This window comes from Marseilla massiliensis (assembly GCF_016899855.1).
In the GTDB taxonomy this organism is placed as follows: Bacteria; Bacteroidota; Bacteroidia; order Bacteroidales; family Bacteroidaceae; genus Prevotella.
This window is the reverse complement of record NZ_JACJJG010000019.1, coordinates 26,533-40,974: the sequence shown is the minus strand read 5'-3', so window position 1 is coordinate 40,974 and position 14,442 is coordinate 26,533. Positions and strand designations below refer to the sequence as shown.

Here is a 14,442-nt window from a genome sequence, read left to right as displayed (position 1 = left end):
CTCATGGACCTGCACGACAAAATCCTGCTGCGGAAAAGGGCGCTCATTGAAACCGTCAACGACGAACTCAAAAACGTCTGCTACATTGAGCATACCAGGCACCGCAGCATTGACGGTTTTGCTTCCAACCTGATTGCAGGGCTTATCGCATACAACCTGCTTCCTAAGAAACCGTCACTCAATATTGACATCATTGATAAAAGCAGGATTATTGCATAAGATTATTATACCGAACTCACGTGATATTAGGAAATAAAGAAAGTTCTGCCTCAAGGTACGGCAAGCTATTTTCAATGCAACTTCTATCAATAGAATATCCTACTTTTGGCGTTTTAACAGCATTTGTAACATAAATACCCATTTGTAAAATATCAAAAATAGAGGAAACATGGTTTCCTGCAAATTGAAAGAATGGAATTATTGTTTTCTGGTAATCAGCTGAAGGTTCGCCATAAAAATCTTGCACGGGATCAGGCGGAACAACCTCATTTATCATAACCGCTTTAATTGTAAAAGGATCAATCTCAATATTATTAAGATATAAACCATTAGCAATACCAACCTTAGTTTCAAGTTCTTTTTTTACATTCATACTTTATTTCTCACTAATGCCTAATTTAAATACAAATATAAACAAAAAATATAATCTTCTTGAAATAATGAGAACTTTTATACTTAACACCAGATTCAAATCTGGTATATAGTTATAATCAAATGTGCATTAAAACGGCATAAATATTATATTTAGATAGAATTTTAATAAAATAATTATCATTATATTTGTTTTTTACATAAAAATGTGTACCTTTGCAACCGCAAAATTCACGACAACACGACTATATCATATTAAGGAACAATAAAAACAATATCTTATGAATGCAGTACAAGTTGTAGAAAATCTCAAACAGAGATTTCCAAATGAGCCTGAATATATCCAGGCCGTAAGCCAAGTATTGGGAACAATAGAAGAGGAATACAACAAGCACCCTGAGTTTGACAAGGCAAATCTGATTGAACGTCTTTGTATCCCTGACCGAGTGATTGAATTTCGTGTCTCATGGGTTGACGACAAGGGCAATGTACGCACCAACATGGGATATCGTGTACAGCACAATAATGTAATTGGTCCGTATAAGGGAGGATTACGCTTTCACCAATCAGTGAACTTGGGTATCCTTAAATTCCTTGCGTTCGAACAGACATTCAAAAATTCACTTACCACATTGCCTATGGGTGGAGCAAAGGGTGGTTCAGACTTTTCACCACGTGGTAAAAGTGACGCAGAGGTAATGAGATTCTGCCAAGCGTTCATGAGCGAACTTTATCGCCATATCGGCGCTGATGTAGACGTACCTGCCGGTGATATAGGCGTAGGAGGACGCGAAGTTGCGTACATGTTCGGTATGTACAAAAAACTGACACATGAATGGAGCGGAATACTAACAGGAAAAGGAATCCAATTCGGAGGCTCATTGATACGTCCGGAGGCAACAGGTTACGGTAATGTGTACTTCCTCGTAAATATGCTCAATACGCGTGGTATAGACATCAAAGGCAAAACTGTACTCGTAAGTGGATCTGGCAATGTTGCCCAATACACAATCGAGAAATGTATAGAACTTGGTGCTAAGGTCGTAACGTGCTCCGATTCAGACGGATACATATATGATCCTGATGGTATTACCAGAGAAAAACTCGACTATATAATGGAGCTCAAGAACATTGAGCGTGGACGTATCCGCGAATATGCCGAAAAATATAATGTTAAATATGTCGAGGGAGCCAAGCCGTGGTTTGAAAAAGCTGATATTGCATTACCGTCGGCTACACAAAATGAAATTAACGAAGAAGCAGCCAAAGCTCTTGTAGCAAACGGAGTCATTGCTGTCAGTGAAGGCGCAAACATGCCTACCACACCGGAAGCTATCAAGATATTCCAGGACGCAAAAATCCTTTATTCTCCTGGCAAAGCTGCAAATGCGGGTGGTGTTGCTGTATCAGGACTTGAAATGAGCCAAAACTCAGAACGTTTAAGTTGGAGCCGCGAGGAAGTTGATGCTAAATTGCATAGCATAATGAACAACATACATGAGAATTGTGTAAAATATGGAACCGAACCGGATGGCTATATAAATTATGTCAAAGGTGCCAATATTGCAGGTTTCCTTAAAGTTGCAAAAGCCATGATGGCTCAAGGCATAGTATAAAGATATAATAAAAATTCAAAACCAGACAGTCATTGTTTACTGTCTGGTTTTTTTTGATAATCAAAATTATTACGTACAAAAGAATAAAAATTACGAAATTCTAGCATTGTTATCCCATCTGGCAAAAAGCTAAAATCCAATGGTTCGCATAACAATTTCTTGTAAAGAGTTTCACATGCACGGCATAATATTTCTTGATGGTCAAAAGCCAATGATGGTATTTCATCAAACTTAAACCAACTTGCTTTAGCTGCATCGTCTCCACCTGTTACAGACTGTAAACGAACAACTGCATAATAAGCTATACTTATAACCCGTTCACGAGGATCACGGTCAGGATTAGTGAAAGCATAAAACTGATTTATAACCACATCTGATAATCCTGTCTCTTCCTTCAACTCGCGTAAAGCCCCTGATTCCGCGGATTCATCAATATTGATAAAACCTCCCGGAAACGCCCACTTGCCTTTATACGGTTCATGACCTCGCTCAACAAGCAAAATCATCAAATTCGCCCCATCGAAACCAAAAACCACGCAATCAGCAGTAACACTGGGATGAGGGTACTTGTAATGATATCTCAATTCATCCATATTCCACAATAATTAAAAATATCAAAAGTCAGCTCAGTTACGACTTGACATTGTTGACATTAAAAAACAAACGTATTTCAGAATACGAAATTACTGGATTTACTGCTCCTTTCACTTCTGATATGGAAGTAACGCGTGGATGGGCTACTAAGAAAGTCTGTAATTCTTCTATATGACTTTGAGGAATCACCTTGTCTATACCCAACAAACCAGCCTTAACAAAATAAGCCAAATGTCCCATTACCGTATCTGCAACGAGCCCACGCTCTTTAGCAATCTGCCCTATCGTCATTCCTGATTTAAACATATCAAAACTAATTTCACGTGTATTTTTAGCGGTTTTTTTTGCTATGGGCAATTTTTTCTCACGCTTCACTGTTGAGTCATTTGCATTCAAATTCAATATAATCTTGGCTTTTTCCGTAAGATAATCCCCTGTGGAAAAAGACACATGATCTTGACTTTCATATTCAAGAAGCTTCTTTTTGATTATTAGTTCATCCGAAAATGTCGTAAACCGTTCTTCAAATTGCTGCTTTATAATCTTATTATCCGTGCTTATTTTCGTCTTCGCCAACAAAAGCAAAAAATCTTCTAATCTCTCTGAAAAATATTTTGAGGCCTTTCGTATACGTTCATAAAGATATGCATCATCGGTATTTAATACATCACTTGACAAACGGGAATATTGCACCTTAAATTTTCGGGCAACATCTATAAGTTCATTAAATATAAGTCCAACATTTTTATAATTGGTGAGAAGCTTTGGATATTTACTATAAAAGTGTTCATCAATTGTTCGCAACAATAATCTAAACGAAGAATGTAACGTCGTAAAATCAAAAAGCTCGTCAAGAAGATTTATAAAATAGGCTAACTTTAACGACAAGAGTTCTGATTTATTTGGAATACATAAATCCAACCCATCAATATAACGTTCTACAATTTCATCACTTATCAAAGAGTCATGTCGCAGAGGAGCACTCAAAACAATACCATCTAACGTCTTACAACGGCTTAATGCGACATAAGCTTGTCCATGAGCAAAAGAATGTGAAACATCAATAATTGCATGGTCAAATGTAAGTCCTTGACTTTTATGTATAGTTATTGCCCACGCAAGCTTCAATGGATATTGTCTAAAGACACCTTCTACTGTTTCTTTAATTTCTTTTGTTCCATTATCAAGCGTATACTTAGAGTTTGTCCATTCAGCCTTTTCCAATCTAAAAGCCTCACTGCTGTTTTTCCCTTTCACGATAATATTGTCATTAGAAACTGCTATGACTTCACCTATCATGCCATTATAGAAACGTTTATCAGGATCATTTTTAATGAACATCACTTGCGCTCCTTGTTTCAATATTAAACCTTTATCTGCAGGATATGAAGTTTCAGGGAACACGCCTTTCACCTCTGCATTAAAAGTATATTCATATCCAGGAAGTGATGACAACTCTAAATCATTAATTGCCTGAGCTTGAAAATTATGTGTTGTCAATCGTATGTAATCACTTTTCGCATCCGGTTTGAACCCAGGAATGTATCGCTGATTTAATGTGTCAAGAGTTGCATCTGTTGCTTTGTTTTCCCTTATTTGATTAAGTAAAGCCACAAATGAAATATCCTGCTGACGGTAAACAGTTTTTAATTCTACCGTATGATAACCAGCCTGAGCCAACGCCTTGCTTGAAAAAAAATATGGAGTGTCATATACCGCACTTAATAAAGCCCATTCATCATCTTTTACAACTGGTGCAAGTTGTTGTAAATCACCTATCATAAGTAATTGAGCTCCACCAAAAGGTTTGTCATGATCACGATATCGACGCATAACAGAATCAACCGCGTCCAGTAAATCAGCACGTACCATACTGATTTCGTCAATTACGAGTAAATCTATCGTACGTATGATATCCCTTTTAATCTTGCCAAACCTAAAATATCTTTTCTCTGCACGGTCATAAGTTACTCCGGGAACAAATGGAGACAATGGTAACTGAAAAAAAGAATGAATAGTCACACCACCAGCATTGATTGCGGCGATACCTGTCGGCGCTAACACAACCATACGTTTAGGAGACTTTACCTTTAATTCTTTAAGAAATGTTGTCTTACCAGTTCCTGCTTTTCCGGTAAGAAAAAGATTTGCTCCCGTATGTTCAATGATTTCCCATGCAAGGTCAAGCTCGGCATTCATTATCATAATTCAATAATAAAAAAAGATAAACACAGATGACAGATAGATTTTTCTCCTGTTTATGAATATAAACAAAGCCCTATTAAAAAGCCTCTCTGTATTTACCCTCGTTCTTATCCTCAAGCATACTTAAATATGAATTATATCGGCTTTCTGATATGTAATGTTCCTCAACAGCTTTTCTTACAGCACATCCTGGTTCATGCGTATGTGTACAATTTCGGAAACGACAATCTTTTGAGTACTTGAAAATCTCCTTAAAATAGCCACATATTTCCTCTGGTTCCATGTCAAAAGTACCGAAACCCTTGATTCCTGGAGTGTCTATAACCCAACCACCATAAGGCAAAGGCAACATTTCACTAAACGTGGTTGTATGCATACCCGTGTCATGAGCCTCGCTAATTTCAGATGTTCGTAAATTCAATCCTGGTATAAGCGTATTCAGCAACGTACTCTTACCCACTCCACTATTACCACTAAACAAGGTAATTTTATTCTCAAGCAACGGTCTGAAACATTCTATTATAGAGTTGTCAAATGCAGACACAGACAAACATTCATACCCTATTGTTTCATATAGGTGTACCATCATTTTCTGATATTCTACATCTTCAGGTGATAATATATCTATCTTATTAAAAACAAGAATCACCGGAATACGGTATGCTTCTGCCGAAGCCAAAAAGCGGTCAATAAACGTGGTTGATGTCTGTGGATGATTAACTGTGACAATAAGAAACGCCTGATCAATATTCGCGGCGATAATGTGACTTTGTTTAGAAAGATTAGGCGACTTACGTATAATGTAATTGCTCCTGTCACCTATGTCGGTAATAAAAGCTGTCCCTTCAACATTACGGACAATCTTCACCCTGTCGCCAACAGCAACAGGATTTGTACTGCGTATACCTTTAAGCCTAAAGTTGCCCTTGATTTTACATTCTATTAATGAGCCATCGTCTGTCTTTACAGTATACCAACTGCCTGTATTTCTTATAACAAGACCATTCACTTCCGGATATTACTTTTTGCATTTATAAAATCAAGAGTTAAGAGCCCATCGTTTCTTATGAAGCTCTTACTCTTGATTCTTATTCGTTTTAGACAGTCATAATTTCTTTATTCTTTGCTGCAAGCAAGTCGTCTATTTTCTTAATAAACTTGTCATGAATTTTCTGGAGTTCAACCTCTGCATCCTTTTCATTATCCTCTGAAAGACCATCTTTAATGGCTTTCTTCAACTTATCCTTTATATCGCTTCGTACATTACGAATCTCAACTTTAGCCTTCTCCCCCATCTTGTTACACTGCTTCGCCAAATCCTTACGGCGTTCCTCCGTAGGTTGTGGTATACCGAGACGTACTATCTCGCCATTATTTTCAGGAGTAATGCCTACGTCCGAATCCATAATTGCCTTTTCGATATCCTTAATCATCTTTTTATCCCAAGGTCGTATGGCAATTGTTCGCGGATCAGGAGTAGATACGTTAGCCACTTGATTAAGCGGCACCATAGAACCGTATGAACTTACTCTGATACCATCCAATATGGCAACATTAGCACGTCCCGCACGAACATGTGACAGCTGATCTTCAAGATACATAGCAGCCATCTCCATTCTCTCTTCAGTTTCCTTTAAGGTAGCTTTTACGTCTATCATATGATTAAATATTTTTCAGTTTTGCAAATATAATGATTTATTCTGAAAGAACAGCAATTTAACTATGAAATATATTATTGCTCTTTCATCTGTTCTCGATTTCATCTCCAATCTCCTCTTTCACCATATTGGTAAGCTCAACAAATTGTGGTATTGACAACTGCTCTGGACGGGATGTCATAATCTCATTACCATAAAAAACAGCATGTTCTTGCACATTAGGCAAAATCTGTCTAAGTGATACACGCAACATTTTGCGACGCTGATTGAACACTGTCTTAACCACACGCCTGAACAAAGTCCAGTCACAACCAAGATCAACCGTCTTGTTGCGTTTCATACATATTACGGCACTTTTTACTTTTGGTGGTGGATTAAACACGTTTTCGTCAACAGTAAACAAATATTCAACATCATACCATGCCTGAATCAACACGCTCAATATTCCATAAGCTTTAGTTCCTGGAGCTGAAGCCATGCGTAAAGCCACCTCACGCTGTATCATACCTGTGCAACATGGAATTAACTCCTTATTGTCAAGCATCTTAAAAAATATTTGCGATGATATATCATAAGGATAATTACCTGTAAGCACAAACTGATTTCCTCCGAACAAAAGGTTTAAGTCCATCCTTAAAAAGTCCTCACCTACAATACTTTGCCGTAATGACGGATACTTCTCATTAAGGTAAGCTACAGATTCTGAGTCTATCTCAACAACTTTTAAATCACGACCTTTCGGCATAAGATATTGCGTGAGTACTCCCATACCTGGTCCCACTTCCAATATAGGTATACCAGGACATGCATCAACAGTGTCGGCTATTGCCTTAGCAATGTTCAGGTCAGTAAGAAAATGCTGACCAAGATTTTTTTTCGGTCTTACGGTTCTCATCAATCACATTTATATTGAAGCATAGAATCATGACAAAAACTCCACTATCTATATCATGCTTTATTTATTTTGCAAAGTTAAGGAAATAATGCGGCAAATCAAAATCTTTCGTTTGTTTTGGAAAAACAGAAATGCTCCACATAAAAGAAAAGAAGAAGAAGCCTTAACTTCTTCTTCTCTATATTATGCGGAAGATGAGGGATTCAAACCCCCGATACCCGGAAAAGGGTATACCGGATTTCGAGTCCAGCGCATTCGGTCACTCTGCCAATCTTCCTTTTCAACATACAAAGTCCTGAACTTTGATGTTTACGACTGCAAAGGTAATATTATTTTTTGATATAACCAAGAAAAACAATCATTCGAATGAAAGTTTTTTCAGCCTTTCCTTTAATTGTTCTGCTTCACTCTGCCTGATACCAAGCTTTATTTCACACGTTCCATTATAAGTCTGTGATATAATCCGGGGCTTCATATCTTTCACAACTTTCATTACAGCATTCATCATGACATAAGGAAAATCATAAGTTATAACAGACTCAACCTGGCGGATCACTATCTCTGAAGCATCCAGCGAAGCAGCTGCTGCCGTCTTATAAGCGACGATAAGCCCGCCTGTTCCAAGATTTACGCCCCCATAATAACGTACAACAACAACAAGCACATCGGTCAGTTCACGGCTGTTGATTTGTCCAAGAATAGGTTTGCCAGCCGTACTGCTGGGTTCCCCATCATCATTAGCCCTGAAATCTTCACGTTTAGCCCCCAACATATATGCGTAGCACACATGTCGCGCATCATAATATTTTTTCCGATATTCCTGAATTATATCCTTAATTTCTTCAAGCGTTTCTACATGATGCGCAAAAGCAAGGAACTTACTCCGTTTTTCGGAATAAGTCCCTTCACCGATATTTACGATTGTCTTAAATTCATCAGAATTCATCCGACATCAATCTGAACTTTACGAAAGTTTGTGTATTACAAGTCCCGAACGCAATTTTGGCTCAAACCATGTAGCTTTTGGTGGCATTATCTTACCGTTGTCAGCAATATCCATTATCTGCTTCATTGTGACAGGGTAAAGGGCCAAGGCCATGCGCATTTCACCTGTATCTACACGTCTCTTCAGCTCACCTAAACCACGCAGACCGCCCACAAAATCTATACGTTTGTCAGAGCGCAAATCCTTGATACCTAAAATTCCGTCAAGGATAAGACGGCTTGATATGTCAACATCCAATACTCCTATAGGGTCGGTATCGTCATAGGTACCAGGTTTAGCCGTCAAGCTAAACCACTTGCCGTCAAGATACAATGAAAAATTATGCAAGCATGCAGGTTTATATGTTTCACTTCCTTTTTCCTCAACGTCAAAATCTTTCGCCAAAGCCTTAAGGAATTCATCGGTAGTAAGTCCGTTCAGATCCTTGACCACACGATTATAATCCAAAATCGTCAATTGTGACGCCTGGAAACATACAGCCATAAAATAATTATATTCTTCATTTCCTGTATGATTAGGATCCTGTCTTGCTTTTTCTGCGCCTACCAATGCGGCTGCAGCCGAACGATGGTGACCGTCCGCGATATACAGTGACGGCATTTTTGCAAACTCATTCGTTACAGCGGCTATATCATCGTCATTAGAAATAATCCAGAACTGATGACGGAATCCATCTACTGGAGCGATAAAATCATATTCAGGTTTTGTTGCCGCATACCTCATTATGAGACTATCAAGCGCGTCGTTATCAGGATACGCAAAGAATACAGGCTCAATATTTGCATTATTGACACGCACGTGCTTCATTCTGTCCTCTTCCTTATCCCGCCTTGTAAGCTCATGCTTCTTTATAACACCGTTAAGATAATCATCAACGTAAGCACATACAACCAAACCGTACTGGGTTTTGCCGTTCATTGTCTGTGCATAGATGTAATACTGCTCCTTGTCATCCTGCACAAGCCAGCCTTTGTCTTGGAACTTCTTAAAATTCTCGGCTGCCTTGGCATACACGCGTGGATCATACTCACTTGTTCCCGGCTCGAAATCTATCTCAGGCTTTATTATGTGATATAGACTTTTTTCATTGTTGCCTGCCTCATTACGAGCTTCCTCAGAGTCAAGCACGTCATATGGCCTCGACTCAACCTCCTCTACATACTGTTGTGGAGGACGTATACCCCTGAATGGTTTTATTCTTGCCATAATTTAAGACTATTTATTAACCTGGAACTTAGTACAACCTTCATTAAAATAAGCATTGATTTGTTTTGCCGCAGCTATACCGGCATTTATATTTGCCTCTGCCGTTTGCGCGCCCATCTTCTTCGGCGTACTGAAATAACGTCCTTCAAACTTCGCAAAGTCTGCGTCGGCATCCGGCTTGATGTCCGTTATGTATTTCAAGTCTTCACGTTCTGACATCAATTTTAGCAATTCCGGTTCATTTACCACTTCCTTGCGAGCCGTATTTATCACTATTCCGCCCTTTTTCATCTGTCCTACCAACGCATAGTTTATGCTTTGCCGGGTTTCAGCTGTTGCAGGAATATGCAACGAAACGATATCGCACTCTTTAAACAAATCATCCTGTGAGCCAACAGCATGTACTCCAGACTCCTCGATAACGTCTTTCGGACAGAAAGCGTCATACGCATATACATCCATGCCAAATCCTTTAGCAATGCGGGCAACATTACGTCCTACATTACCAAAAGCAAGTATTCCGAGTTTCTTACCTTTCAATTCTGTTCCGGCTTTACCATTATAGAAATTACGTACGGCATATACCAATAAGCCGAATACAAGTTCTGCTACGGCGTTGGAGTTCTGTCCTGGTGTATTTTCAACAACAACGCCCTTTCCTTTTGCATATTCTGTGTCAATATTGTCATATCCAGCACCGGCACGCACGACTATTTTTAAATTAGCAGCCGCATCAAGCACGGCAGGTGTAACCTTGTCCGAACGTACGATAAGAGCGTCCGCATCTTTCACTGCGGCAAGCAATTGTGCTACGTCAGTATATTTCTCAAGAAGTACGAGTTCGTTTCCTGCTCCTTCTATTTCTTTTCTTATTCCCTCTACTGCCACTGGAGCAAAGGGTTTCTCGGTTGCTACTAAAACTTTCATCTCTTTAGATTTTTGGTTAATTATATACTTATATCGGTTGAAAAGATAAAGAGAAACACGCCCCACCTAAACACATAACGCAAGTATATGATGACGACATGCTCCCCTTTATCCGTAAAATCAGATTATTTAATGCTGTGCTTCAAAGTCTTTCATGCACTTTATAAGAGCCTGTACGCCCTCTACTGTCTGCGCATTGTAGCAGCTTGCACGGAATCCTCCGACCGAACGGTGTCCCTTGATACCAACCATACCCTGTGAAGTAGCATACTCAAGGAATGGTTTTTCAAGTTCAGCGTACTCTTCGTTCATTACAAAACAAATATTCATTACCGACCTGTCTTCAGTAGCAACCGTACCACGGAACAACTTGTTGCGGTCAATTTCGGTATACAGCATGTCTGCACGTTCGCATGCACGCTTATCCATAGCCTCAACTCCGCCGTTCTTCTTAATCCAGCGCAATGTTTCCAGTGCCGTGTAAATCGGTACTACAGGAGGTGTATTGAACATCGAACCCTTCTCTACATGGGTCTTGTAGTTCAGCATTGTAGGTATTTCACGCGGTGCCTTGCCAAGAGCGTCATCCTTGACGATAACAACCGTCACGCCTGCCATTGACAGGTTCTTCTGTGCACCGGCGTAGATACATTCATACTTCGATACGTCTACGGGGCGGCTGAAAATGTCTGACGACATATCAGCAATCATCGGAACGGGAACATCAAGGTCCTTGCGTATTTCAGTACCAAAAATGGTGTTATTGGTTGTTATGTGCAGATAATCCACATCGGCTGGACATGTCCAGTCCTTTGGAATGAATGTATAATTCGCATCGGCAGAAGAAGCGACTTCTACCACCTCACCAAACAGCTTAGCTTCCTTGATAGCCTTCTTTGCCCACGTACCTGTATTCAGGTAAGCGGCCTTCTTTATAAGGAAGTTGTAGGGAATCATGCAGAATTCGAGCGAAGCGCCACCTCCCAGGAAGAGCACGGAATAGCCCTCTGGCACACTGAGCAGTTCCTTGATTAATGCCATTGCTTCATCTACAACAGGCTGGAAATCCTTTGCCCTGTGACTGATTTCAGCCAATGACAAGCCACTTCCGTTAAAATCCAAAATCTGCTTTGCCGTGTTTTCAATGACTTCACGCGGAAGCATTGACGGGCCGGCGTTAAAGTTGTACTTCTTCATAATGAAAATATTTTTATATTAAAACGATAGTTCAAATTTGCAGTTGCGAAATTAATTATTTTATTTCATTCCCGCAAATTATTTCACTAAAATATGCAAATAAGTGTCATTTTGTCACTTTATAAGCTCTATTACCGTCTTTATGCCCTTGAGCTTAGCTCCAACTGAGCGCTTTATTACATCTTTCCATTTACTACTGTCAACAGCTGCATAAGCCCATCGTTCCCTTACGTCTATCCTGCCAATGTCATTACCGTCAAGTCCGCAGGTCTTGCATAAGAACCCAAGAATGTCGCCACGTGAAATCTTGTCTTTCTTTCCTTTACCTATATATAATGTAACCATGCGTGGTTGTGGAGGCAATATACCGTTTTCAGGTATGTCATACTCTTCAACAGGCTCACTTACATATTCAGGCACCGTCTCGTCCGGACCAAGCAGGAAAAACGCCCGGCCTTCCGACTTCCATCGTGCTGTGCGCCCTGTACGGTGGACATACTCGTCTTTACCTACCGGCAAATGATAATGTATTATGTTATCAACCTCTGGCATGTCGAGGCCACGCGACGCAAGATCTGTAGCTACAAGCACATTGGCTGAACCGTTTGCGAACTTGTAAACAGCAGCTTCACGCGCTTTCTGATCCATTCCACCACGAAAAACGCTTATCGTAAACCCTTTGCCGGAAAGATAAGCCCCTGTTCGTTCAACACTGTCGCGATAATTCAAAAACACGATAGAACTCGCCTGGCCAAAACCGCACAACATTCTGTACAAAGTTTCAAGCTTGTCTTTTTCCTGACTCTTAACATACAGCAGTTTAATACGCCCCGCCGCGTCATCGCAACCAATGTAATCTATACGTTCAACATGGCCGATGTTGACAAATGACGGTATCTCTTCAGCATCTGTTGCAGATAAAAGGAAACGCCTGATGACACCGGGCAGCATACTGAAAGCACGTTTCATTTCATCGGCAAAGCCCATCTTAAGACACTTGTCGAATTCGTCTATTACTACGTATTTCACGCTAAACGGGCTGAAATTGCCTTTGTCAAGATGGTCAACAAGACGCCCCGGAGTGGCGAATACGACCTGCGGCCTTAACTTGTCAAGCTCTCTGTGTTCGTCCATTGCCGGCCTTCCGCCATACAAGCACATGGCAGTAAATCCTGTACCCATACTCTTGAACACGTCACAAGACTGCAAGGCAAGCTCGCGGCCGGGCACGATAACTACAGCCTGAACCATGTCTGAAGAAGCATCGAGCATCCTGACCAAGGGAATAAGATACGCAAGCGTCTTACCGCTGCCCGTAGCCGACAACAGTACTACATCCGAAACGCCGCCAAGCATTACATCCTTCATCCTCAACTGCATGTCGCTCAAGGCGTCGATACCCAATTTTGACAATATATCTTCGTCGTTATACATGGTTCTCCGGTTTTTCAAAGCATTACGTTTTATGTTGGCAAAGATACAAAACATAAACGAAACTAACGAATAAAATCAGAAGAATGTTGAACGGATTTATACAAATTAATATCAATCTGACATCCAACGGGCAAACAACAAGAGGCAAACCATCACGCAAAAGGTGCTGTTTTAAAGGCTAAAAGGCCATCTTTTACATCGCAAGAAACGGCCTTTTAAATTGTAAGTTACAACATGACTTACTATATAATACCATAACAATATCAAGCGTAAAATGCATACATATAAAGCTTTTTCCGCCATATAAGTTACGATTTTTATCCTCTTGAATGTATTTCGAGATAAAAACGGACGCATATACTCGTGTTTCGATATTTTTGAAGTACCTTTGCACACGGTAAATAACAATATAACATTATTTGAATGAAACTATACGATACATATATTTTCGACCTTGACGGTACGTTACTGTACACTCTTGACGACCTGACATCAAGCACGAACTATGCAATGAGGGAACATGGATTCAAAGAACACACAACAGAAGAGGTAAGGCTCATGGTTGGCAACGGAATAAGGAAACTTATCGAAAGGGCCATCCCTGGCGGTGCATCCAATCCAAAATATGAGAAGGTATACTCTACATTTATATCCCACTATCTTGAACACAACCTTGATACCACCCGTCCGTATCCAGGCATAACGGAACTTCTGGCAAAACTTAAAGAAAACGGTAAGAAAATGGCCATAGTCAGCAATAAATATTACAAGGCGACCGAACAGCTTTGCATGTCATTTTTCAAGAATTATATTGACGTTGCAATAGGCGAAAGCGAAAGCATACGTAAGAAGCCGGCTCCTGACACCGTACTTGAAGCTATGAGGCGGCTCGGTGTTGGTAAGGAAGGAACAGTATATGTTGGCGACAGCGAGGTTGATATTGCAACGGCAAGAAATTGTGGAATACCCTGTATCAGCGTATTATGGGGATTCCGTGACAAAGATTTTCTTGTCAAGAACGGAGGCGATGTTTTCGTAGAAAAGCCGTCCGAAATTTTTTAATGACGTAAACGACAAGGCAGAGTGGAACCGGCACAACCGTCATCACCCTGC

At 40.1% G+C, this 14,442-nt stretch carries 14 protein-coding genes and 1 tRNA gene; 3 read left to right on the top strand and 12 right to left on the bottom strand.

Annotated elements, in window-relative coordinates; genetic code table 11:
• A partial coding sequence (locus H6A34_RS05720; protein ID WP_205104050.1) for a transposase occupies positions 1-219 on the top strand: 219 nt, incomplete at its 5' end.
• Positions 220-235: 16 nt separating this feature from the next.
• Here H6A34_RS05720 and H6A34_RS05715 read toward each other — a convergent pair.
• Complete coding sequence (locus H6A34_RS05715; RefSeq protein ID WP_205104048.1) at positions 236-592, bottom strand: hypothetical protein; 357 nt, start codon at positions 590-592, stop codon at positions 236-238.
• 280 nt (positions 593-872) lie between these two features.
• Between H6A34_RS05715 and H6A34_RS05710 the strand changes: the two genes are divergently transcribed.
• Positions 873-2,207: an NADP-specific glutamate dehydrogenase gene (locus H6A34_RS05710; RefSeq protein ID WP_205104046.1), complete on the top strand. Its 1,335-nt coding sequence runs from the start codon at positions 873-875 to the stop codon at positions 2,205-2,207.
• Positions 2,208-2,236: 29 nt separating this feature from the next.
• Here H6A34_RS05710 and H6A34_RS05705 read toward each other — a convergent pair whose 3' ends face one another.
• The 11 genes from H6A34_RS05705 to H6A34_RS05655 form a co-directional block, all read right to left on the bottom strand.
• Positions 2,237-2,800, bottom strand: coding sequence for an NUDIX domain-containing protein (locus tag H6A34_RS05705; RefSeq protein ID WP_205104044.1), 564 nt, complete (start codon positions 2,798-2,800; stop codon positions 2,237-2,239).
• Between the two features lie 37 nt (positions 2,801-2,837).
• Complete coding sequence (locus H6A34_RS05700) at positions 2,838-5,006, bottom strand: helix-turn-helix domain-containing protein (RefSeq protein WP_205104042.1); 2,169 nt, start codon at positions 5,004-5,006, stop codon at positions 2,838-2,840.
• A gap of 76 nt (positions 5,007-5,082) precedes the next feature.
• Positions 5,083-6,015, bottom strand: a complete 933-nt coding sequence (gene rsgA / locus H6A34_RS05695; RefSeq protein WP_205104040.1) for a ribosome small subunit-dependent GTPase A — start codon at positions 6,013-6,015, stop codon at positions 5,083-5,085.
• A gap of 88 nt (positions 6,016-6,103) precedes the next feature.
• Complete coding sequence (gene frr, locus H6A34_RS05690) at positions 6,104-6,664, bottom strand: ribosome recycling factor (RefSeq protein WP_021947428.1); 561 nt, start codon at positions 6,662-6,664, stop codon at positions 6,104-6,106.
• A gap of 85 nt (positions 6,665-6,749) precedes the next feature.
• The gene (gene rsmA / locus H6A34_RS05685) at positions 6,750-7,559 is read right to left on the bottom strand and encodes a 16S rRNA (adenine(1518)-N(6)/adenine(1519)-N(6))-dimethyltransferase RsmA (RefSeq protein ID WP_021947427.1); all 810 of its coding nucleotides are present in this window, start codon (positions 7,557-7,559) and stop codon (positions 6,750-6,752) included.
• Positions 7,560-7,747: 188 nt separating this feature from the next.
• A tRNA-Ser gene (locus H6A34_RS05680) sits at positions 7,748-7,836 on the bottom strand.
• Between the two features lie 81 nt (positions 7,837-7,917).
• On the bottom strand, positions 7,918-8,505 hold the full coding sequence (locus tag H6A34_RS05675) for an IMPACT family protein (RefSeq protein ID WP_205104038.1): 588 nt from the start codon (positions 8,503-8,505) through the stop codon (positions 7,918-7,920).
• An 18-nt stretch (positions 8,506-8,523) separates the two neighbouring features.
• Positions 8,524-9,771 carry a DUF1015 domain-containing protein gene (locus tag H6A34_RS05670; protein WP_205104036.1) on the bottom strand — a complete coding sequence of 416 codons (1,248 nt, stop codon included), beginning with the start codon at positions 9,769-9,771 and terminating at the stop codon, positions 8,524-8,526.
• 9 nt (positions 9,772-9,780) lie between these two features.
• The gene (locus tag H6A34_RS05665; RefSeq protein WP_205104034.1) at positions 9,781-10,698 is read right to left on the bottom strand and encodes an NAD(P)-dependent oxidoreductase; all 918 of its coding nucleotides are present in this window, start codon (positions 10,696-10,698) and stop codon (positions 9,781-9,783) included.
• 129 nt (positions 10,699-10,827) lie between these two features.
• Entirely contained in the window at positions 10,828-11,895 is a 1,068-nt protein-coding gene (serC, locus tag H6A34_RS05660; RefSeq protein WP_021947423.1) for a 3-phosphoserine/phosphohydroxythreonine transaminase, read from the bottom strand.
• A gap of 114 nt (positions 11,896-12,009) precedes the next feature.
• Positions 12,010-13,329 (bottom strand): DEAD/DEAH box helicase, encoded by a 1,320-nt coding sequence (locus H6A34_RS05655; RefSeq protein WP_205104032.1) that lies wholly within the window; start codon positions 13,327-13,329, stop codon positions 12,010-12,012.
• A 423-nt stretch (positions 13,330-13,752) separates the two neighbouring features.
• On the opposite strand from H6A34_RS05655, the gene H6A34_RS05650 reads away from it, so the two are divergent.
• Positions 13,753-14,391, top strand: coding sequence for an HAD family hydrolase (locus tag H6A34_RS05650; protein ID WP_205104030.1), 639 nt, complete (start codon positions 13,753-13,755; stop codon positions 14,389-14,391).
• The last annotated feature ends 51 nt before the right edge of the window (positions 14,392-14,442 follow it).

Bases quoted from the DNA above. Each gene is read 5' to 3' on its own strand.
- H6A34_RS05715 (WP_205104048.1), bottom strand. From the start codon at position 592: ATGAATGTAAAAAAAGAACTTGAAACTAAGGTTGGTATTGCTAATGGT.
- H6A34_RS05710 (WP_205104046.1), top strand. From the start codon at position 873: ATGAATGCAGTACAAGTTGTAGAAAATCTCAAACAGAGATTTCCAAAT.
- H6A34_RS05705 (WP_205104044.1), bottom strand. From the start codon at position 2,800: ATGGATGAATTGAGATATCATTACAAGTACCCTCATCCCAGTGTTACT.
- H6A34_RS05700 (WP_205104042.1), bottom strand. From the start codon at position 5,006: ATGATAATGAATGCCGAGCTTGACCTTGCATGGGAAATCATTGAACAT.
- frr (WP_021947428.1), bottom strand. From the start codon at position 6,664: ATGATAGACGTAAAAGCTACCTTAAAGGAAACTGAAGAGAGAATGGAG.
- rsmA (WP_021947427.1), bottom strand. From the start codon at position 7,559: ATGAGAACCGTAAGACCGAAAAAAAATCTTGGTCAGCATTTTCTTACT.
- H6A34_RS05675 (WP_205104038.1), bottom strand. From the start codon at position 8,505: ATGAATTCTGATGAATTTAAGACAATCGTAAATATCGGTGAAGGGACT.
- H6A34_RS05670 (WP_205104036.1), bottom strand. From the start codon at position 9,771: ATGGCAAGAATAAAACCATTCAGGGGTATACGTCCTCCACAACAGTAT.
- H6A34_RS05665 (WP_205104034.1), bottom strand. From the start codon at position 10,698: ATGAAAGTTTTAGTAGCAACCGAGAAACCCTTTGCTCCAGTGGCAGTA.
- serC (WP_021947423.1), bottom strand. From the start codon at position 11,895: ATGAAGAAGTACAACTTTAACGCCGGCCCGTCAATGCTTCCGCGTGAA.
- H6A34_RS05655 (WP_205104032.1), bottom strand. From the start codon at position 13,329: ATGTATAACGACGAAGATATATTGTCAAAATTGGGTATCGACGCCTTG.
- H6A34_RS05650 (WP_205104030.1), top strand. From the start codon at position 13,753: ATGAAACTATACGATACATATATTTTCGACCTTGACGGTACGTTACTG.